This window comes from Polyangium sp. 15x6 (assembly GCF_029960785.1).
In the GTDB taxonomy this organism is placed as follows: domain Bacteria; phylum Myxococcota_A; class Polyangia; order Polyangiales; family Polyangiaceae; genus Polyangium.
The window spans coordinates 26,055-47,575 of the sequence record NZ_JASBQE010000067.1 but is presented as its reverse complement, the minus strand read 5'-3'; the positions used below and the strand labels follow the sequence as shown (position 1 = coordinate 47,575).

Here is a 21,521-nt window from a genome sequence, read left to right as displayed (position 1 = left end):
CCCGAGCAGGGACGTCGCGGCGCTCTGCGCTACGGCGCGATGTTCTTGTTCAACCGAAAGAAATTCGTCGGGTCGTAAGCGCGCTTCAGGGCGACGAGGCGCTTCATCTTGGCCTCGCCGTACGTCTCCTGCACCCGCCCGGCGGGTTCGTCGGCGTCGATGAAATTCACATAAACGCCCTCGGCGGCGAACGGCTTCATGGCCTGCCAGGCGTCCTGCGTCCAGCGGACGTGGCGCTCGGCGTCGGCCGGATCCTGAAAGCTCGATTGGAACATCGCAAAGAACGGGGTTTTCCGTCGCGGAAACGCGGTTTCGTCCTCGCCGACCCGCGCGATCGCACCCTCCAGGTGGGCGATCTCGAAGAGGCAAAGCGGTGACGGCGCCGCGCGGAGCTGCGCGGCGATGGTCTCGATGCCCTCGTCCCCGAGCGTGGAGACGTAATGCCCGCGGATGGATTGGCCATAGCCCGAGGCGCCCGCCGGCGCCGTATCGAACATGCCCTGGAGGACGGTATAGGGCATCGGGCTCACGAGCTCCGCGGCCGGGGGGCCGAACGCGCGGAGCGGCGCGAAGGCCGCCTCCGCATCCACGCTCGGGCCGTTGTAACAGGCCACGAGGATCACCCCGGGCACGCCGTGCATGCGCGCGGGAAGCTGCGGCATCGGCGGGAGCGCGATCTGGATGAAGGTGCTGCTCATGCGCTCCGGCTCGGTCCGGGCGAACGTCTGGTAGAAGCGCAGCACATCCGCGAAGCGATCGACCGGGTGAAACAGCATCGCGACCATCACCTGCTCGACGGGGTGCAGGCGCAGCTCGAGCTCGGTGACGATTCCAAAGTTGCCGCCGCCGCCGCGGAGGCCCCAGAAGAGCTCCGCGTTCTCGTCGGCGCTCGCCGTGACGAGCCGGCCGTCGGCGGTCACGAGATCCACCGAGAGGAGGTTGTCGATGGTGAGGCCATGCTGGCGCATGAGCCAACCGATCCCTCCGCCCAGCGTGACCCCGGCGATCCCGGTCGCAGAGCACTGGCCCCCGGTCGTCGCGAGCCCGAACGCCTGCGTCTCGTGATCGAGCTCCCGCCAGGTGAGCCCCGCCTGGGCGCGGACGGTGCGCCGCGCAGGATCGACGCGGACGCCCTTCATGGGAGACAGGTCGATCACGATTCCGCCGTCGCATACGCCGCTGCCCGCGATGTCGTGCCCGCCGCCGCGCACCGCGACGCGGGCCTCGTGCTCCCGCGCGAATCGCACGGCGGCGAGGACGTCCGCGACGCCGGCGCAGCGCGCGATGAGCGCCGGCCTCTTGTCGATGCGGGCATTCCAGACGACGCGGGCCGCGTCGTAACGCCCGTGATCGGGGTCGATGAGCTCGCCGCGGAAGTTCGGTCGAAGCGAATCGAGGGCAGCCTGTGGGAAGCGGTCTTGATGCATCGTGAAGGGCCTCCTGATGCCGTACGGCGTGATGATGTTCGACGAGGCTCCCGAGTCGATGCGCCAAGGCGCGCGTCGTCAAGAGCCATGGCGTGGCGGGTTCACCGCGCGCCCGCGGCGGGCGCGGGCGCAGCAGCGCGGCCAGGGAGGAGGAAGGCGCAGCCTATCGTCAGGAGCAACGACGCGCAGAAGATGGACATGGCGGTGATGTGCTCGTGCATCACGACGTCGCCGGCCGGGCGGTCCGTGAGGACGAGGCCGAGCACGGTGAGGCCGACGATTCCCCCGATGTAACGCATCGTCGAGGTGAGGCCCGCGGCCATTCCGCTTTTCTCCCGAGGGACGTCGCTCATCGCCGCGGACTGCGACGGCGCGGACGAGAGTCCAAGGCCCGCGCCGAGGATCACGAGCGCCGGGACCGCGTCCGTGATCGCGCCCAGAGGCCGCGCCGCGAGCAGGAACATGCCGGCGATGGCGAGCGAGCATCCGCAAAGCGAAACCACGCGCGCCCCGAAGCGATCCGAGCTGCGACCCGCGAACGGCGCGACGAGCACCATCGTGCCCATCATGGAAAGCAGCGTATGGCCGACGTCCCGCGGCGCGACGCCGAAGAGCCTTCCCGCCACCTGCGGCAATTCGAAGATCGTCGCGTACATGGCGAAATTCTGGATGGCGATGATCAGGCTGCCCCCCACGAACGCGCGACGCTTGAACAGCGAGAAGTCGATGATGGGGTCCACGGCGCGGCGCTCCCAGAGCACGAAGGGCACGAGGCCCAGCGCGCCGAGCACGGCCGCCCAGCGGTGGTGCGCGGACTCGAGGCCGAGGACGAGCCCCACGAGCGAGCCCCCCAGAAGCACCGAGCCGAGGAGGTCGAAACGCGCGCGCGGCCCGGCGGGCGTCGAGGCCGCGGGGCGCGCCGGCGCGCCGAGGTGCGCGAGCGCCGCAGAGAGGAGCAGCACCGGGACGTTCGCGAGGAAGATCGAGGTCCAGCCGAAGCGCGCCACGAGGAGCGCCCCGACCATCGGTCCGGTGCCCGCCGCGATCCCCATCACCGCGCCAAACGCGCCGAACGCGCGCCCACGTACCTCGGGCGGGAGCTCGGTGCGGAGCAGGGCCGTCGCGCTCGGGACCACGATCGCGCCGCCCGCGGCCATCACGACGCGTGACACCGCGAGCACCGGGAGGACGGGCCAGACGTACGCGAGCGCGGCGCCGACCGCCAGAAGGAGCTGACCGAGGCCGAGCGCGCGCCGGTGGCCGAGGCGATCGCCGAGCTTTCCCCCGGGGCTCTGCAGGACGATGTTCGTGAGCAGATAACTCGTCACGAGCGCCTGCCGGAGCGCGCCGGAGTCGGCCGGGAGGGTGCGCGACATCTCCGGCAGCGCCACGGCGACCATCGTGGAGTTGAGCGGCGCGAGCGCCGCCGACAGGGCGATGGCGACGAGGAGCCGCACCGGCAGGCGGGACGAGGGCTCAGGCAAAGGCGACCTCCCCCGTGACGCCGAGGCGCAACAGGAGCACGCGGCCTTCCGACCCGTCCACGAGGATCTCCTGGCCATCCGTGATGCGCGTCGTCGCCCCGGCGGCCCCCAGCACCGCGGGGATGCCGTACTCACGCGCGACGATGGCCGCGTGCGAGGCCGCGCCGCCGGTATCCGTCACGACGCCCGCGGCGAGGGTGAAGAGCGGCGTCCACGCAGGGTTCGTGTACCGGCAGACCAGGATCTCCCCGGGCTTCAGGCGCCCGAACTCGCGCTCGTCGCGCACGATGCGCGCCCTGCCGCGGACGACGCCGGACGAGGCCCCGGTGCCGCGAAGCTCGTCGCTGCCCTCGGCGGCCAGGGCGCCTGCCCCGAAGGCCCTCTTCTGCCACTTCCCGTTGACCACCCCGTACGTCGCGCGCCTGCGCTGCACGAGCCTCTTCACCTCGGAGAGCGGCGGCACCCCCTCGCGGAGCCACGCCCGGACCTCGGCCTCGGTCAGGTAGAAAATATCGTCGGGGCTCGGCAGGTGCCCCCGCTCGTGGAGGCGACGCGCGATCTCGGCCACGATGGCCTGCATCGCCGAGAAGATGCGGGCGATATCGTAATGCGAGCGCTCCCGGAAGACGATCGCCTGCCGCAGCCGCGAAAGGGTGCCGCGGAACGAATCGGACAGCCCCGGCACGAAACGAAGCGCGTGGGTGACCTCGTCGAGCGCCGCTTGATATCGCTTTTGCCCGGCCTCCTCGGACGGGGGCTCGGTGGTGTCGAGCAGGCTGCGCAAGAGCCCCCACATGGGCGCGGGATCCTGCCGCCAGGTCGGCGCCGAGAGGTACAAGCCCGTGCTTTCCCGGTGCCCGTGCTCGTCCAGGAAAGCTTCCACCTTGGCGAGGTAGGCACGGCCCTCGTCCGATCCGCGGAGGTCCTCGGGGCGCCCTTCGCGAATCGAACGGTACACCTCGGGCCCCGCGCTCACGGCTTTGCGCGCGAGGCGGTAAAGCGCGAGGTTGACCTCGGAGGTCCGGGTGTACAGGCCCGAGACGAGGTCGCCCATGACGGCCTCGGCCCGCTTCCGGCCCACGGCGGCGGTGACCGGAATCCGCAAGGCGACCGCGGCCATCTGGCTGACGATCCCCTCGAACCGCTTGAACAGGATCTCTCGCGTGGTCTCCTCGATCCGATCGGCGCGGCCGAGGAGCGCGGCGTCGTCGAGGGTGCGGAGATCCACCGGCGCGCAGACCTCCAGGATCCGCACGAAGGCCTCGGCTTCCCACCACGCCATCCAGTCCTTGCGCAGGCAAGCCGCGACCCTCCCGGGCAAACCCAGGAGCCTCAGGGTGGGGCGTGGTGAGGGCAGGACGAAGAACTCACGCCAGACCTCGGCCATCAGCGCGTGTTCGTCGGCCTCGTCGACGTCGAGCCCCATGATGCGCACCGCATTGATGAGCGCGGGGATCACCATCCGGAAGGTCCATTGATCGAGCGGCTTGGGGGCGACGGGGAATCGGTCGTTGTCATTCGACTCGAGCATCTTCCGCTGCAGGCGGCTGAGCTCCGGGGGCGGAGGGAGCGGCTCGATCTCGGCCCCGCCGAGGGTGGTGATGGGGCGGGACTGGAGGAGGTAGACGGTGCGGCCTTCGAAGGCGAACTCCACGTCCTGGGGGGAGCCGAAATGGGCCTCCAGGTCGAGTGCGAGGCGGCCGAGCTGGAGCACGAGGGTGTCGCTCGGCGTGGAGCGCCCTGCCACGCGGTGATCTCGGTCTTCGATCGCCAGAGGCTCGCGCCGCAAGCGATAGACGTCGCCGGTCGTGTGTCCCGAGACCACGGCTTCGCCGAGCCCCGGCGCGACCTCGAGGAGCATGCGGTCGGCGCGCTGGGCCACCGGGTCGACCGTGAACAGGACCCCGGCGAAATCGGCCGACACCATGCGCTGCACCACGACCGCGATGTCGACCCCCAGGTGCTCCACGCCGCGCGCGGCTCGGTAGCCGAGGGCTCGCGCGCTCCAGAGCGACGCCCAGCACCGCCGCAGCGCGAGGAGGAGCTCGTCCTCTCCCGCGACGTTCAGGAAGGTCTCGTGCTGGCCCGCGAACGAGGCGTCGGCGAGGTCTTCGGCCGTCGCCGAGGAGCGCACCGCGACGAGCGGCGCGCCGAGCTCGCGATGCGCTTCGCGGACGGCGCGTTCGAGTCCGGGCAGGAGCTCGCCCTTCTCGAAGAGCTTCGCCGCCTCCGCGGCCGCCGCCTCCCAGTTCTCCGCGGCGAGGTGCGGCGCGAGGCGCTCGGCGAGCCCCCACGCGCGCGCATGCTCTGCGTACGCGCCTGCGCTCACGACGAACCCGGGCGGCACGGCGAGCCCGAGCCGCGTGAGCTCTCCGAGGTTCGCGCCTTTGCCGCCGGCCGTGGAGAGATGAGCTCGGGACAACTCGTTCAAGCGATGGATCGTCATGGTGCGTCTCTTTGGTGCATCACGCCCTTGCCTTGCTCCCACGCGGTTTACAAGTGGCGAGCAGGAATGCCCGCGCCGGTCGAGGAAGACGGAGGAATGCGTGATGGTGTGGTAGGCTCCGCGTCATGGCTCGCAAGGCGGAGAGGCTCGGCCCGAGCGCGCCGTCGTGCGCGCTTTTTGCGGCCGCGCTCGTCGGGACGCTGACGGGGTGTGGTCCAAAGGAGTGTCACAGCACGCTGCTCGAGCTAGAGCCCTGGGCGGCGGGTGTTCGGAGCCCAGCGATCGCGCCCGGGGCGACCACCGAGCTGCATCTGCAGGGGCTGCGTCGCCTCGGCTGCGACGGGTCGCTGAACTCGAGCGAGTATTTCCCGCTGCGTGTGCAGAGCGAGGACCCCGCGACGCTCGAGGTCGTCGAGCAGCGCCCCGGTCGGCTTCTGGTGCACGGTCGCGCGGCCGGCACCGCGAAGCTGGTCGTCCATGGCCACGGCGAGGAGGCGCGCATCTCCGTGGTCGTCGCGCCCGCCGTCCGCGCGGAGATCCTGCCTCCTCTCGCCGGCGCGACCGCGGCGGCGCCCGTCTTGCTTCTGGTCGGCGCCGACGTACGGCTGCCGGTGCGCCTCCGCGACGCCGAGGGGCGGGAGGTGGTCGGGGATCGGGCCCTCGAGACGACGCGCGCCGAGGGTGCGGTGTCCTTGCTTCCGAGCACGGACGGGGAGCTTCACGTCCGCGCCGAGCGCGCGGGCGAGGGCAAACTCGCGCTGCTCGGCGGGGCGATCCAGACGGAGTCGATCGAACCGAGCGCGATCGCGGGGATCGACCTGGACCTGCAGGCGGACGATACCAACGTCGGATATGGCTGCATTCCGCCGGCGCCGCCCTTCGACCAGCCGGTGAGCCACCTGCACAGAGGCGAGCGGCGATTTCTTTTCGTGCGGCTGCGAGCGGGCGACGGCCGCGCGATCGTTGGTCTCCCGGAAGCGCCGCGCTCGGCCACGCCGGAGGTCTGCACCCTCGCGCCCGCGCCGCAGCCGGAGCGCGCGCGAGAGGTGCTCGAATTCCACCTTCCTCGCTCGCGTGATTATCAGCGTTCGGCGTGGGAGCTTCGCGCGGTCGAGCGCGGCACCTGTCGCGTCGAGGCGCGCGCCGGCGAGATCCTCGCGCAGACCGTCGTCGAGATCGACTGAGCTGTGGCGCTCGGCCGCGCATGGGACGACCGGATCCCGGGCACGACATTAAAGATCACCGGGGGGTCGCCGATGCAGCAAGGCGAGCTCGTCGGGGGGCGGTTCGTGGTCGAGGCGCTGGTCGGCTCAGGGGGGATGGGCTCGGTCTTCCGGGCACGTGACCTGCAGGAGGGTGGACCGGCCGCGATCAAGGTCGTCCATGCCAGAGAGCCACGCGCGATCGCACGATTCGACGTGGAGGCCCGGCTCCTCGCCGAGCTCGAGCATCCGAGCATCGTCCATTATCTCACGCACGGGTTCACCGTGGCGGGCGAGCCCTTCCTCGCCATGGAATGGCTCGACGGCGAGGACCTCGCCGCGCGGCTCTCCCGCGGGAGGCTCGCGGTCGAGGAGAGCGTCGCGCTGGTCCACTCGGTCGCCGAGGCGCTCTCGAAGGCGCACGCGCGCGGCGTGGTGCACCGCGATATCAAGCCGAGCAATCTCTTCCTCGTGGACGGCGCCCTCGATCACATCAAGCTGCTCGATTTCGGCATTGCGCGCCTCGGCCCCATGTCGACGCGGCTCACGGAGCCGGGCGTCATTCTCGGGACGCCTGGGTACATGGCCCCGGAGCAGGCGCGCGGCGCGGCGGAGGTCGGCGCGCGCGCCGATGTCTTCGCGCTCGGCGCCGTGCTGTTCGAGTGTCTGACCGGGCAGCCAGCATTCATGGGCCAGCATGCCATGGCCGTGCTCGCGAAGCTCCTGCTCGAGGACCCTCCGCCGCTGCGTACGCTGAGGCGCGAGGTGCCGGTGATGCTCGAGGCGATCGTCGCGTGCATGCTCGCAAAGGATCCGGCGGATCGGCTCGCCGACGCGGCGGAGGTCGCGGACGCGCTCGCCTCCCTCGAGGCCGAGGAGGCATCGCCGTGGTGGGACGCCGCCGCGTCGCGCCTTCCGGCGTTGACGAGAGGCGAGCTGCGCCTGCTCAGCATCGTCGCCGTCGGCGTGGGCGGCGGAGGCGGAGGCGGAGGAGGCGCGCCGCGGGAAAGCACGCTCACGATGGAGCAGACGGGGTCGCGGCGAAAGGCGCTGGAGGCCGTCGCGGCGCCGTTCGGCGTGCGTGTCGAGGGGCTCGCGGATGGCTCGGTGCTGGCGATCCTCATGGGCACCGGCAGCGCCGCGGACCAGGTGGCGCGTGCCGCGCGGTGCGCGCTGCGTTTCGCGGAGCACGAGCCGGAGGCGCCCATTGCAATCGCGACGGGGCTCAGTGAGCTCCAGGAGCGGATCCCGGTCGGTCAGGTGATCGATCGGGCCGCCACGCTCTCGCGCACCGCGCCCCCGCGCGTGGTGCTGCTCGACGAGGTGACGGCGCGGCTGCTCGATATCCGTTTCCAGGTGACAGCGGGACCCGCCGGGCTCATGCTGCGCGGAGAAAGCGACATCGTCGAGGCCCCGCGCCAGTTGCTCGGGAAACCGAGCCCCTGCGTCGGCCGCGACCGGGAGCTCCGCGTGCTGCTCGATCTGCTCGACGAATCCGTCGTCGAGGCCGTCGCGCGCGTGGTGCTCGTGACGGGGCCGCCAGGCATCGGCAAATCGCGCTTGCGCCGGGAGTTCGTCAGCGATGTACACCGCCTCCGCCCCGGCGTCGACGTGTGGGTCGGTCGCGGCGACCCGATGAGCGTGGGCTCTGCGTTCGCCCTGGCGGGCTCTGCGATCCGGCACGCGGCGGCCGTGGTTGGGGGCGAGCCTGTCGACGAGCGACGCAGAAAGCTCGTCGATCGCGTCGCGCGCCACGTGGCCGAGGGCGACGTCCATCGGGTGGCGGAGTTCCTCGGCGAGATGACGGGCACGCCGTTCCCCGACGCCGAGAGCGTGAAGCTGCGAGTCGCGCGGCGGGAGGCGCGGATCATGAGCGAGCAGATCCGTGACGCCTGGGAGACCTTTCTCGCCGCCGCATGTGGAGCCCAGCCGCTCCTGCTCGTCCTGGAGGATCTGCACTGGGGCGACCTCGCTTCGGTCAAGCTCATCGATGCCGCGCTGCGGGAGCTCAAGGGCAAGCCGCTCTTCGTGGCGGCGTTTGGCCGGCCCGAGGTGCACGAGCGTTTCCCGCGGTTATGGGGCGAGCGTGGACTCTCCGAGCTCCGCCTCGGGGAGCTGACGCCGCGGGCCGCCGAGGAGCTCGCCCGGCACGCCCTCGGGGATTCCGCCGGGCCGCAGACGATCGCGCGGGTCGTCGAGCGCTCCTCCGGCCATCCGTTTTTTCTCGAGGAGCTCATCCGGGCCGTGGCCGAGGGCCGCGGCGACGTGCTGCCGGAGACCGTCCTCGCGATGGTCGAGGCGCGCCTGTCCGCGCTCCCGCCCGAGGCGCGCCGCGTGCTGCGCGCGGCCAGCGTCTTCGGGGAGGTCTTCTGGCGGGGCGGCGTGGAATCGCTCCTGGGACCTCTCGACGACACGCTCTGCGTGGACGAGTGGCTCGCCATGCTGGTCGAGCGCGAGGTCGTGCAGCGCAGCGCGACGAGCCGGTTTGCCGAGGAGGAGCAGTATTCGTTCCGGCATTCCCTGCTACGCGAGGGGGCCTATGCGACGCTGCGGGACGCCGATCGCGCGCTCGGGCACAGGCTCGCGGCGGAATGGTTGGAGGGATCCGGGTCGACGGACGCGATGATCCTCGCCGAGCATTTCGAGCGCGGCGGGGCGCCGGAGCGCGCAGCGAGATGGTACCTCGAAGGTTCCAGGCAGACGCTCCTTGGAAATGACCTGCCCGCGGCGATCGCCTTCGCCGAGCGCGGGCTCCGCAGCGGAGCGGCGGGGGAGCTGCGCGAGGAGCTGTTCATCGTCCTCATGATGGCCCACGGGTGGAGCGGGAACGGGGCTTCGCTCGATGCGGTCGCCGATGAGCTTTTGCGCGAGGTCGAAGTCGGGGATACGACCTGGGCCTTGGCCATGACGGGCAGGCTGGTGGCTTCCGTGTTCCTCGGGACGCGGGAAGTGTCCCTCGACTTCGTCCAGGCCATCTGCGAGGTGGAGCCAAGCCCGGAGAGCGTGGGGCGAATCGTCGAGGCCCTCGGATTCGTGTATTCCGTCGTGATGATGTTCGGCATGCGTGACCTCGCCAAGGTCTGCGCGACGCGGATGGAGCACGTGGGAGGCAGGGCTCGGGAGCGTGATCCGACGGTCCGAGCCAGGCTCCAGAGGACGCAGACCAGTGCGCGCGCATTCGAGGGGAATCTCTGGGCGAGCTTGAAGGCGTCGCAAGAGGCACAGCGTTCCTTCGACGAGGCGGGCGATCGGCTCCAGGTCGACGACATGCGTGTATGGGGCGCGTCGTTGCTCCGCCACCTCGGGGCATACGCGCGTGCAGAAGAAGAGGTGCGGAGCGTGCTGCGCTCCCACGGCAATATGCTGGGCCCAGTCTCCGTCTGGGCAAACAACGTGCTCATCGAGGTGCTCGTGGCCCGCGGCGCGCTGGAAGAAGCGCGCGCAATGGCCTCCTCCTTCGTGGACCGGGAGCACGCGCGGGGTGCCCGGTTTTACGAGGGCTGGGCCCGCAGGGAGCTGTCCTACGTCCTCTGGCGCAGCGGGGCCTATCAAGAAGCCGAACGCGAGGCGCGAGAGGCCATCGAGCAACTGGCCGCGACCCCCAGTGAGCGCTCGGTCGCAATGGCGACGCTCGCATGCATCCTCCTCCAGCAAGGCCGCGCAGCCGAAGCGCGGAGCCTCACCGAAGAAGCGGTCGCGAAGCGCAAAGAGATCGGTACAGCCGGCCTTTTTGAGGCATTCGTGCAGCTCACCCACGCCAAGGCCCTGCGCGCGACCGGCGACCTTGCGCGCGCGCGGACGGTGCTCTTCGAGGCCCGCGCGCGTCTGCTCGCCCAGGCGGCGAAGATCGAGGATCCCGAGCTTCGGCGGAGCTTCCTCGAGAACGTCCCGGAAAACGTCGAGATCTTCGCTCTCGCCGACGCGGCCTGAGAGGGCTCCCGCGAGGGAAGGGTGATGGTGTGTCGAAGGAGATTCCGACGTGGGTGACGTCGGTGTGTGCAGGGGCTTTGAGCAAGGGGGATGCCAGGGTCGCGGGTGCGCGGATGGGGGCGGGGGTGGGGTCGGGGTTTCGAGGGGCGAGGGACGAGTGTGGCAGGGAGGGATCGGGCGTCGGGGGCGTGGATGGGCGGGGTGGATGGGAAGGGGGACGGGGCAGGATCTGGGAACGGTTTCGAGGGGCTTGCGGGGGTGGTGGAGGTGGTGCGGGGATGGGCGGGCGTGGCAGCGAAGGAGGAGAGTTTCGGGGGGAAGAGGGGCGGGACTGTGGGCGGCGGTAGGTGGACGGGTCGCGGGGAGAGGAGAGAGAGGTCGCGGGGGGAGGCGGGGAGATGTCCGGACGATTCTGGACAAGTTTGGGAGATGGTCCGGTGTGGGTGGAGGGCCAAGCGGGAGTGACCGGCGGGACACGGGCGACTGTCTTGGAAGTGTGGTGCGAGTGGGGGCGGAGGGACGCGAGTTGTGTGCTGTGCAACCGGGATCTTGGGTGACACCTCAAACCGGGACCTCGGGTGACACTTCCTTGCGGCTGGCGATGTCAACCCATCCCCTCGGTTGGCGCAGACCGGGGGCCCGAGCACGTAGACCGGGCCCCTGGGTGACACGGTCCGGCGGGGCGGGTACGAAGGCTTCGTACCCGTGATTCCAAGCCTTGCAAACCACTACGGCTCGTGAGATATGCGCCCCATGGGTGACAGGGGCGCTCCGGCGGATCCCACGAGCACGACCGCATATCGCATGCCGCCGGAGGGCCCGATGCCCGAAACCGAACCGGTGGGCGAGCTGGTCGAACCTGCGCCCGAGGATCGACGTTCCCTTGCTCGCCTTCAATCTCGCGAGCGCAGCCGCGTCGTGGGCATGGTCGTCACGGCCGTGGTTCTGCTGCGCTGGGGTGTACCGCTCGCGCCGCGCATCTTCGGGGGGTATGGAGACCTGGCGAGCATCGCATTCGGCGCCGGCGCCATCGCCCTCTTCGTCTATGCATTCTGGTCATGGGCGAATCCACGCGTCGTGGTGCCTTCGGTCGTCCGCATCGACGGCCACGACGACGAGGGGCTCTCGGTGACGCTGGACCATGCCTTTTCCCTTCGGGTCGTGCTGAATCCAAGAAACACGCTCGCCCTCGACCCGCTCCTCGTGCGGTTCGTCGCGGAAGAAGTCAGCCGAAAGAAAGAACCGGTCTTCTCCGCCGAATACATCCTCGATCAAGGACGGTCCGTGGACGCAGGAAAAACCGTCCGATACGACGCCTCGATCGAGCTGCCCGGCGAAGCCCCGTGCACGTCCCACAAACGCGGCATCGCATGGCGCCTCGAGGTCTCGGTCGGCGCGCCCCCAGGCTTCACCCGCGCGTATCCTCTCCACGTCCGCCCCGCGGCGCGCAGCGCTCGTGCTCCGGGAAAGAAGGTCCGGCAGCGGCGTCCCAAAGTTGCCCCCCCGACCGAGCGGTGTATCGTGGCCCCGTGACCGCCGCCTCCACGACCCTCTACCGCCCCGTCGGCCAGGCCGAGCTCGACCTGATCGCGGCCAGCGGCTACCGCCGCTTCCCGCCGCGCCTGCCGGATCAGCCGATCTTCTACCCCGTCTGCAACGAGACCTATGCCGCGCAGATCGCGAGCCGATGGAACACGGCGCAAGGCGCAGTCGGATACGTGACCCGGTTCGAGGTCCAGTCGGATTTCCTCGCGAAGTACGACGTCCAGGTGGTCGGATCGAAGATCCACGCCGAATACTGGATCCCCGCCGAGGAGCTCGAAGCCTTCAACGACGCCATCGTCGGGACGATCGAAGTCATCAGCGAGCACCGCGCCGAAGGCTGAGCATGGGTCTCTTCTGGAGGCCGCTTCGCTGGGGCGTTGCCCCAGGCCCCACCAGGGGCTATCCGCCCCTGGACCCGGACCAGCGCAAGCGCTGGACCCAGGGTCGATGAACTGCGCGATGCGCAGTTCATCGAACAGGCCGATTCAAGACCGGCGAGCGACGCTGCCAACCAAGACGGCTTCAATCCACGACGTTGTCCCTGGTCTTGCCACGGGCCCGTGGGAAGAACTGCGCATCGCGCAGTTCTTCCCCAAATGGTCCAGCGCTTGCGCTGGTCCGGGTCGAGGGGCGGATAGCCCCCGCGGGGCCCGGGGCAGCGCCCCGGCGCGGCGGCCCCCAGAAAAGGCCTCGACGACCTGCCGGTGAGAGTTCTCACCTCGGCGTTACGAACACTTACAAGGTGACGACAAACTTGCGACGGACATGCTGCGGCTCACGCGGCACGGTGGTCCTCCGGGGGGCCATCGAGGAGTGGAGCCACAATGAAAAGCATGTCTTGGATGACCTGGGGAATCGCCGGCGCTGCAATCGCCATGGTTGCTGGCTGCGGGAGCGACGAGGGAGCGGCGAACGAGACGGGGGGCGGCGAGAGCGGCGCGCCGATGGCCATTGCCTGGAGCCCTTGCCCGATCGTCACCGATGGCGCAGGGAAGGAAGCCGAATGCGCCATGGTCGACGTCCCGCTCGACTGGGAGCACCCCGGGGGCGCGCAAATGCAAGTCTTCGTGAAGCGCATTCCGGGGACCGGGACCGAACGCCGGCAGGTCTGGCTCTTGACGGGCGGGCCGGGTGGCTCCGGGGCCGGGCTCGAGGAGGCCCTCGCGGTGCCGCTCCAGGCGCTCTCGCCGTCGAGCGACATCTATCTCGTCGATCATCGGGGCGTGGGGCGCTCGGCCCGGCTCGGATGCCCTGACCAGGAAGTGCCCGGCATGGACGGCATCGATCCGAACGAGTGGGCCGCGTGCCTCGCGCACCTCGACACGACCCTCGGGCCGGACCTCGGCCATTTCAACACGACGAACGCCGCGCGCGACGTCGGCGCCCTCATCGAGCGGACCCGCGCGCCGGGGCAGGAGGCGCACGTCTATGGCGTCTCGTATGGCACGTACTGGGCGCAGCGGTACCTCCAGCTCTTCCCGGACCAACCGACCTCGGTGACGCTCGACGGCCTTTGCCAGGCGGGACTCTGCTCGCTCACGACGTTCGATCGCTGGGTCGATCACGTCGGCCGGAAGTTCATGGGCGCGTGCGGCGCGGACGCTTTCTGCGGCGGCAAACTCGGGGCGGAGCCGCTCGCCGCCATGGGCGCGTTCCTCGACGGCCTCGACGAGAAGAAGTGCCAGGGTATCACGGACCTCGGCGTCACGCGGGGCCTCGCGAAGCAGCTCTTCGCGGCGCTCGTCGCGACGCTGGAGACGCGCCCGCTCGTCCCCGCGCTCGTCTACCGGGGCCATCGATGCGCGCCGTCGGACGTCGCGGCGTTCGAGCACCTCATCGGCTTCTTGACGGCGCCGCCTGCCTCGTCCGCGGCAAACCCGGACGCGTACCTGTACTCGCAGGTGCTCTCGTTCAACGTCGCCATTTCGGAGATGATGGAGCTCGATCCGCTGCCCCTCGCCGAGGCCCAGTCGATCCAGGATCAGGCGTTCTTCTGGACGGGCGACGTCGCCACCGAATACGCCCTCTTCGACGCGTGGCCGCGTTATGCCCGCGACGCGTACGTCGGCAAATACGCGCCGACCACCGTCCCGATGCTCCTCATGAACGGGACGCTCGATCCGCAGACGCCGCTCGAATTCGCGGAAGAAATCGCGCCCAACTACACCCAGCCCCATCAGACCTTCGTCACGTTCCCCGACGCGCCCCACGCGCTCGTCATGCGGACGCCGACGGTGGAGCCGCCGCATACGCCGTGCGCGCTCTCGATGTTCGCGCGCTTCGTAGCGGATCCCGAGGCGCCCGTGGATACGGCCTGCGTCGCCGACCTCGTGCCCCTCGATTTCCACGGCGATCCGGCGATGGCCGGGGCCCTGCTCGGCGCGGCGGACCTGTGGGAGGACGGCGGCAAGGCGCAAGCGCCGGAGCCCGGAGCGCGCGCGGACCGCGCACTCGACGAGGTCCGGCGCGCATTCCAGCGCGCCCGCCAGGGCCATCCATTCCCGCGCTGACGGCGACGTCAACGCTCGACGCGCGTCTCGGCGGGGCCCGGCCACGAGAGGATCAGCCGCGCCCCTCCGAGATCGCTGCTCTCGGCGCTCGCGCAGCCGGCGTGGGCTTGCATCACCCGGTGCACGATCGCGAGCCCGAGGCCGTGCCCGCCCGTCGAGCGACTGCGGCTCGCGTCGAGGCGCTCGAAGGGCAAAAAGATACGCGCGCGCTGCTCGGGGGGAATGCCCGGACCGTCGTCGTCCACCATCACCACCGCGCGCGCTCCCGCCGAAACTCGAACGATCACCCGGGCGCGCGCGTGGCGCTGGGCATTACGCACGAGGTTACACACCGCCCGCCGGAGGTGCCGGGGGTCCCCGACGGCAACGGCGGGCGCGGGCGCGTCGATCTCGATGGAGAGATTCGGAGAGAGCGGCGCGAGGTCCTGCACGACGCCTTCCACCAGGTCGACGAGGTCGAGCGTGACGGCCTCGAGAGGCGGCGCCCCGGGCTGGAGGCGCGCGTAGGCGAGCAGCTCTTCGACGAGCGCCTCCATCTCGCCCACGTCCTTCGCCATCCCGTCGAGGTGGACGCGCGCCTCCTTCGCCTCGATGGCTGCCGCGCTCGCTTCGAGCGCGAAATGCAGGCGCGCGATGGGCGTGCGCAGCTCGTGCGAGATGGCCTGCAGCGTCGCCTGTTGCTCGTCGGCCGATCGCTCGAGTCGCTCGGCCATGGCGTTGAAGCAGCGCGCGAGGTGCGCGACCGGCTCGGGCGCGGAGGTATTTACGCGCGCGTCGAGCCGACCATCACCGAGGGTGCTCGCCGCGTCCGCGAGCCGGTTCACGTGCCGCGCGATCGGGCGCGTGAGCACGAGAATGGCCAGACCGAGGAGCAAGAGCAGCACCACGAGATCGCGCCCGAAGAGCTCGATCAGCACCTCGACGGGGGGGCCGAGATCGAGATCCTGCACGAGGACGCGGCCCGACCCTTCAAGGGGCAGATAAAGCACGAGGTGCTCGCTCGCGGGCCCTCGGGCCCGGACCCAGGCCGCTTTCTCGCCGGCCTCGAGGCGGCGGCGCGTGAAAGCGGGCATCTCGGGCTCGAGCACGTCCGGCGCGGACCTGAGCTCGATGGGGTAGCGGAAATGGGGCTGCCAGCGCGCGACCACGGACTCCCACTGCTCGGGAGGATGGGCGCGGAGCGCCTCCTGCATGAGCCAGTGGTTGCCGTCGGTGAGCTCGACGTAATGCTCGGCGATCTGCGCCGCCTGGGCTTCGAGCTCCGCAGGCGAGGCGGTGCTCGGGTGGGTGCGCCTCGCGGCCGAGCCGACGACGAGGACCGCGGCCAGCGCGAGGGCGACGACGATACCGGCATAAAAGCGCAGGAAGAGGTTGTTCATCGCTCCCTCGCGAAGAGGTAGCCGCGGCCGCGCACGGTGCGGATGAGCCGATGCGGCGGCTCGTCGTCGCCGAGCTTTTTGCGGAGCTTGCAGATGCGCATGTCGATGGACCGGTCGAGCCCATCGAACGTGATGCCCCGGAGCTCGGCGACGAGCTCGTCCCGCGACAGCACCGCCGGGGCGCGCGAGGCGAGCAGCCAGAGGAGCTCGAACTCCGCGTCGGTGAGCAAGACGGGCGCGCCGCTCTGCGTGACGGCCCGGCGCTCGGCATCGATCTCGAGGTCGCCCGAGGTGATGCGCGCGCGCTCGTCCGATGGCGCCGCGGCTGCGCGCGCTCCGCGGCGCAGGAGGGCGCGCAGCCGCGCGAGCAGCACCTGCGGGCGTACGGGCTTCGCGAGGTAGTCGTCGGCCCCGGTATCGAGCGCGACGACCTCGTGGATGTCCTCGTCCTGCGCGGTGAGCACGAGGATGAACCCGGGATACCCGGCGCGGACCGCGCGACAAACCTCGAGCCCGCCCACGCCGGGGAGCAACATGTCGAGAATCACGCAATCGGGCGGATCGCCGAGGATGATCGATATCGCCTCTCGTCCCTCGGCGACCCTCCCGACACGAAAGCCCTGCCCCGCGAGGAATGCCTGGATCAGCCCGGCGAGCCGCTCGTCATCCTCGACCAAGAGGATTCGTGGCTGCCGCGGGGCATCTCGATCTGGTCTCATGCGCCGAGCTTCCAGCCATACGGGCCTCGCCGCGCGATCAGCGCACGAAACCGCCGCGCCGGAAGGGCGGTTCGCGGAGATCGACAGGGAATTTCAGCGGACCAGCAGCGGCAGCTTGCGCACGCCGGTCATGTTCGGGCTGGGGATGAACTCCGGCGGCGCCTCGGGATCCATGCGCAGGCGCGGGAAACGATCCAGCAGGATGTCCAGCGCGACCCGCCCTTCCAGCCGGGCCAGGGGCGCGCCGAGGCAGAAATGGATGCCTCGTCCGAAGGCGACGTGCGGGTTCGGGTCACGGGACGGGTCGAACTCGTTCGGATTCGTAAACTGCCTTGGATCTCGGTTGGCCGCCGCGATCCACACCATGATCAACTGGTCCGCAGGAATCGTCTTGCCGCCGAGCTCGACCGCGCTCGTCGTGGATCGGCCGACGGTCGCGAACGGGCTGAAGAAGCGCAGCGACTCCTCGATGGCGCCGGGCACCAGCGACCGGTCCGCGCGCACCTTCGCCCCTTGCTCCGGGTGCGCGTCCAGACACAGCACCGTGTTGCCGAGCAGCATGGTCGTGGTGATGTGCCCCGCGATCAAGAGGATGTTCGCGAAATTGGCGACCTCGGTCTCGGTGAGGCGGTCGCCGTCCACTTCGGCCTCGACGAGCTTGGTGAGCAGGTCCTCGCGTGGCTTTTGCCTGCGCTCCGCGGCGTGTTTTCCGAGGTAATCGAGCAGGAGCTGGCTCTGCTCGAGCGCCACCTTTACCTGGCGCTCTTGCTCCTCGGAGCGATTGACGAGGGAGAACTGCGTGGAGCTCTCCAGCATCTTGTCGACCCATTGCTTGAACATGTCGCGGTCGCTGCTGGGCACCCCCAAGAGCTCGGCGATGACGATGACCGGGAGCGGGTACGCGAGATCGGCCACGAGCTCCAGCCGATCCGGCCCATCCACCGCGTCGAGCAGCTCGTGGGTCAGACGCGCGATTCGCGGCTCGAGGTCCGCGACGACCTTCGGCGTGAAGGCGTGACTGACGAGACTCCGGAGCTTCTTGTGCTCCGGCGGGTCCATCTGCACCAGGTTCCCCTCGATGGACCGCCTGATCTCCGGGACCAGACGCATGGTGTTGGACGAGAACAGGCCGGGATCGCCGAGGATCCGCAGCGTCTCCGGGTATCCGTACACGTTCCACATCCCGAGTTCGGGAGCGAAGTGGACGGGTTCGTCCGGGACTTGCCCGCGTAGCCAGAACTGTGATTTGTGAATGCCCCAGGTGTCGGCCAGGTTCGTCATTGCGGTTCCCCTTTCCGCGCGCTTCCGGGTCCGGGATCAGCCGGGCTCGGCGGCGTAGATCCATTTGCGGTAGCAAGTGATGAGATCCTCGAAGACGGTGCAGAGCTCGGCGGCGGCCGCCGCCATCACCTCCTTCCGTGGCTCGCCGGCAGGCTCGAAGGAATGCCGGATGGTGTGCGCGAGGGCGTCGGCCTTGGCTTCCAGGTCGAGGCTGGCGGTGCCGAGGTCGACGGTGCCGAGCAGGTAGAACCCGGCCGACGCGGCCCGCATCGCATAGACGATGTTCGGGATATCCGCGCGGATCAGGCCGTGGCGGGTCATCATCTCGATGGACCGGTCGGCCGCGAGCAGCTCCTGTCGCCCGACCGGGCCCTCCCTCAGGTTGCCGAGCAATTCGGTGTTTCCGAGCGCCAGCGCCATCGTGAGCGGCCTCTTGTGGACGGCCAGAAACTTGCTCCGCGCGAAGCGGTGGGGCCTGATCTCGGCCGGATCCTTGCGTAGCCCGGAGAGCAGCTCCTCGACGAGGAGGATGGACTCACGCCGGAGCAGCGCCTGGAACAGCTGCTCCTTGGAGCGCCAGTGCAGGTACACCGTGCCCTTGCCGATGTCCGCCTGCTTGGCGATGTCCTCGATGGTCACCTTCCGGTAGCCCATGCGCAAGAGCAGCGTGCCCGCGGCGTCGAGGATCCGGTCGGCGCGGCTTTGGACCTGTTGCGGGCGTTCGGACACGAGGGGCGCTCCTTGCTGACCCTGTGACCAATTTTTAGAAGTTGGTCAACCGGTCATCGCGAAGGTAGCAGCCCCTGCGTCGGTGGCAAGGGAGAAGCGGCAAGAGCGAAACGGCTGGGGTCCCCGCGCCGCTCGCGCGTGGTGGGCGAGCGCACCCATGTGCGGTTCGTTACGATCGACGTGACCGTGAAGCGCGTGGCGCGTGGCGAGGAACCTCGCGCTCGTCGGCGCTCAGGCGTAGGAGGCAGGCCATCCCAATGGAAAGGGCTTCCGGTAAGGCCGAGCTTCGTCGATCACCCGGGCAAAGGACGGGCGTGCACACAGTCGCTCGTAATAAGCGACGAGCTTGGGGTGCTCCGCGAAGGGAACGGCGATATTGGCATAGAAAAGCGCCGGCGCCGCGGCGCAGTCCGCCAGGGTGAATCCGTCGCCGCAAGCCCAGCCGCCTGGGGGCAGATCCCGCTCGATCAGCGCATAGGCTGTGGCGATCATGGCCTTCGCCTGCTCCACGCCATCCGGATCGCGCCGTCCCTGGGGGCGGAAATGGTCCGTCACGATCTTGGTGACCTGATTGGCGACATAGTTGTCGAACAGGCGATCCCAGAGGTGAACGCGCATCGCTTCCTCCGGATCGGCGGGGATCAGCTTGCAGGGCCCCGGGTAATGGCGCCCGAGATAATCGATGATCAGGCTGGATTCCGGGACGATGACGTCGCGCTCCACGTCCCGCAGCACCGGGAACTTCGCGAGCGGCCACACCGACGTGAGCTCCGCGCGCGAGGCAGGATCACCGAGATCGATCAGCCGAGGCTCGAACGGCGTCCCGTTCTCGTAAAGCGCAATCAGCACCTTCTGACAGAAGGAGGCGAAGGGATGATAATAGAGCGTCGGGGGCATGGCAATCTCCTGCTGGTCTGCGGGCGCAGCATAGCAGCATGAGGCCTCGTGCCCAAGACAAACGGCGGCTCACTTCTCCAGGAGCTTCACCGTCGCTTCTGCGACGCCCGCCGCCGACGCCGGGTTCTGCCCCGTCACCAGCCGCTCGCTCACGACCACCTGCTTTTGCCAGTTCGGCGCCGGCACGAATCGCGCCCCGCGCTCCACGAGTTTGTCCTCCAGCAGGAACGGCACCACCTTCTCGAGCTTGACCGCGCGCTCTTCCTCGTTCGTGAATGCGCTCACCTGCTTGCCTGCCACGAGGTATTCGCCCGTCGAGAGCCGGACGTTCACCAGCGCGGCCGGGCCGTGACAAACCGCGGCCACCACGCCGCCTCGCTCGTAGATCTTCGCCGCGACGCTCGCGAAGGCCGCGTTGTCCGGGAAATCCCACATCGTGCCGTGACCGCCCGCAAAAAAGATCGCGTCATACGCCGCAGGATCGACCTTCTCCGCAGGCGCGCTCGCGTGGAGCCGTGCGACGACCTGCGCGTCGTCGAGAAAGGCCGCCTGCACCGGATCCTTGCGGTCCACGCCGTCGAGCGGCACCTGGCCTCCCTTGACCGAGGCGAAATCAATCGTGTACCCCGCCTCTTTGAAGACCGCATACGGATGCGCGACCTCGGGCAGGTAGGCGCCGGTGCTCTCGCCCGTATCGCCTTTCTTGTCGTGGCTGGTCGTCGCGATGAGGACACGCTTGGTCATGGCTTTTTCCTTGCTCTTGGATGTCGAGACGTCGGAAAGATGGGGCGACGGGGCGCCGCCACAAGCGGTGAGGCCCGCCGCGGCGAGCAGCGCGAGCAGCACGACGCGACGCCCACCCGCGGTGTCGGAAGTTCGGTTCGTCATGGCCTGGAGGGTAGCGACGGACGCGGCTGCCCGGTAGAGGACGGCTCGTACAAGCATCTGTGCTACCGTGTTTCAAATGATCGCCCCCGCGCTCGCCGGCAGCTTGCCCAGCATCGAGGCGTTTTGTCGCACGTACGAGGCCGGGAGCTTCACCGCCGCGGCCCGCGCCCTCTCCGTCACCCCGCAAGCCACGAGCCGCAGCGTCGCTCGCCTCGAGCACGCCCTCGGCGTCACCCTCTTTCGCCGCACCACGCGGAGCCTCGCCCCGACCGAGCACGGCCGCCGTTATTATGCATTGTGCGTGCAAGCCCTCTCCCTGCTCGCGGCCGGCGAGCGGGACCTCGCGAGCGGACGCGCGCTCGTCGAGGGGCGCGTGCGCATCAGCGCGCCCACGACGTACGGGCATCATCGCCTCCTGCCGATCCTCGGGGCATTTCGCGATCGATATCCAGGCGTCCGCGTCGAGGTCAACGTCACGAACCGCAACGTCGACTTCGTGCGAGACGGCCACGACCTCGCCATTCGAATGGGCACCATCCAGGACAAGACGCTCGTCGCGCGCAAGCTCGGCGATTACCCGCTCGGGGTTTATGCGAGCCCGTCATACCTCTCACGGCACGGCACGCCGCGCTCGCCCGACGACCTGGCCGAGCACGCCTGCGTCGCATTCCTGATGCCGAGCTCGGGCCGGGTTTTACCGTGGACCTTCCACCCCGCGCCGCGCAGCTTCGTTCCTGACGCGCCGTACACGTGCTCGGAGGACGCGCTCGGCGTGATCGGGCTCGCGCGGGCGGGCGTCGGTCTCGTGCAGATTTACGATTTCCTGGTGGAAGAAGACGTGGCGCGCGGCAGCCTGATCGAGGTCCTCGCGCCTTTCCGCGGGGCGAGCCGGCCCTTTTCGTTGATTCACCCGAGGGGGACCGTTCAGTCCTCGGCCGCTCGCGCTCTCAAAGAGTTCGTCCTGTCCGACGCCCGGGAGCGGCAAGCGCCCCGCGCGCCTCGTTGAGCGAAGCGTCGAAAAAAAGAAGCGGGTGGTTCTCCGCAGGCGCGAAGGTATGCTGCGCGCGTGGCGATCGAGCCGAGC

15 protein-coding genes are annotated in these 21,521 nt (G+C 69.6%); 6 read left to right on the top strand and 9 right to left on the bottom strand.

The genetic code is table 11. The features are described from left to right. Positions 1–29 precede the first annotated feature (29 nt). The 3 genes from QHF83_RS35975 to QHF83_RS35965 form a co-directional block, all read right to left on the bottom strand. Entirely contained in the window at positions 30–1,427 is a 1,398-nt protein-coding gene (locus QHF83_RS35975; protein ID WP_282422557.1) for an FAD-binding oxidoreductase, read from the bottom strand. Positions 1,428–1,528: 101 nt separating this feature from the next. Beyond that, positions 1,529–2,911: an MFS transporter gene (locus tag QHF83_RS35970; protein ID WP_282422556.1), complete on the bottom strand. Its 1,383-nt coding sequence runs from the start codon at positions 2,909–2,911 to the stop codon at positions 1,529–1,531. Continuing rightward, positions 2,904–5,357: a PEP/pyruvate-binding domain-containing protein gene (locus tag QHF83_RS35965; protein WP_282422555.1), complete on the bottom strand. Its 2,454-nt coding sequence runs from the start codon at positions 5,355–5,357 to the stop codon at positions 2,904–2,906. The genes QHF83_RS35970 and QHF83_RS35965 overlap by 8 nt, the downstream gene beginning before the upstream one ends. A 125-nt stretch (positions 5,358–5,482) precedes the next feature. Here QHF83_RS35965 and QHF83_RS35960 point away from each other — a divergent pair, with 125 nt between their 5' ends. The 5 genes from QHF83_RS35960 (at position 5,483) to QHF83_RS35940 (ending at position 14,544) form a co-directional block, all read left to right on the top strand. Beyond that, positions 5,483–6,541: a hypothetical protein gene (locus QHF83_RS35960; protein ID WP_282422554.1), complete on the top strand. Its 1,059-nt coding sequence runs from the start codon at positions 5,483–5,485 to the stop codon at positions 6,539–6,541. A 72-nt stretch (positions 6,542–6,613) separates the two neighbouring features. After that, positions 6,614–10,489, top strand: a complete 3,876-nt coding sequence (locus QHF83_RS35955) for a protein kinase (RefSeq protein WP_282422553.1) — start codon at positions 6,614–6,616, stop codon at positions 10,487–10,489. Positions 10,490–11,242: 753 nt separating this feature from the next. Further along, the gene (locus QHF83_RS35950; protein WP_282422552.1) at positions 11,243–12,022 is read left to right on the top strand and encodes a hypothetical protein; all 780 of its coding nucleotides are present in this window, start codon (positions 11,243–11,245) and stop codon (positions 12,020–12,022) included. Beyond that, positions 12,019–12,375: an ADP-ribosylation/crystallin J1 gene (locus QHF83_RS35945; protein ID WP_282422551.1), complete on the top strand. Its 357-nt coding sequence runs from the start codon at positions 12,019–12,021 to the stop codon at positions 12,373–12,375. Before QHF83_RS35950 ends, QHF83_RS35945 begins: the two co-directional genes overlap by 4 nt. 483 nt (positions 12,376–12,858) lie before the next feature. Then, positions 12,859–14,544 (top strand): alpha/beta fold hydrolase, encoded by a 1,686-nt coding sequence (locus QHF83_RS35940; RefSeq protein ID WP_282422550.1) that lies wholly within the window; start codon positions 12,859–12,861, stop codon positions 14,542–14,544. A gap of 8 nt (positions 14,545–14,552) precedes the next feature. On the opposite strand, the gene QHF83_RS35935 is transcribed toward QHF83_RS35940, so the two are convergent. The 6 genes from QHF83_RS35935 to QHF83_RS35910 all read right to left on the bottom strand — a co-directional run bounded on the left by QHF83_RS35935 (position 14,553) and on the right by QHF83_RS35910 (position 20,437). After that, positions 14,553–15,923: an ATP-binding protein gene (locus tag QHF83_RS35935; protein ID WP_282422549.1), complete on the bottom strand. Its 1,371-nt coding sequence runs from the start codon at positions 15,921–15,923 to the stop codon at positions 14,553–14,555. Then, a complete protein-coding gene (locus QHF83_RS35930; protein ID WP_282422548.1) occupies positions 15,920–16,642 on the bottom strand; it encodes a response regulator transcription factor in 723 nt (240 codons plus the stop codon). The genes QHF83_RS35935 and QHF83_RS35930 overlap by 4 nt, the downstream gene beginning before the upstream one ends. A gap of 93 nt (positions 16,643–16,735) precedes the next feature. Next, entirely contained in the window at positions 16,736–17,923 is a 1,188-nt protein-coding gene (locus QHF83_RS35925; RefSeq protein WP_282422547.1) for a cytochrome P450, read from the bottom strand. A 36-nt stretch (positions 17,924–17,959) separates the two neighbouring features. Continuing rightward, a complete protein-coding gene (locus tag QHF83_RS35920; protein WP_282422546.1) occupies positions 17,960–18,652 on the bottom strand; it encodes a TetR/AcrR family transcriptional regulator in 693 nt (230 codons plus the stop codon). A 231-nt stretch (positions 18,653–18,883) separates the two neighbouring features. Then, positions 18,884–19,549, bottom strand: coding sequence for a glutathione S-transferase family protein (locus QHF83_RS35915; RefSeq protein WP_282422545.1), 666 nt, complete (start codon positions 19,547–19,549; stop codon positions 18,884–18,886). 69 nt (positions 19,550–19,618) lie between these two features. After that, the gene (locus QHF83_RS35910) at positions 19,619–20,437 is read right to left on the bottom strand and encodes a type 1 glutamine amidotransferase domain-containing protein (RefSeq protein WP_282422544.1); all 819 of its coding nucleotides are present in this window, start codon (positions 20,435–20,437) and stop codon (positions 19,619–19,621) included. A gap of 76 nt (positions 20,438–20,513) precedes the next feature. Here QHF83_RS35910 and QHF83_RS35905 point away from each other — a divergent pair, with 76 nt between their 5' ends. Further along, entirely contained in the window at positions 20,514–21,443 is a 930-nt protein-coding gene (locus QHF83_RS35905) for a LysR family transcriptional regulator (RefSeq protein ID WP_282422543.1), read from the top strand. Positions 21,444–21,521 lie beyond the last annotated feature (78 nt).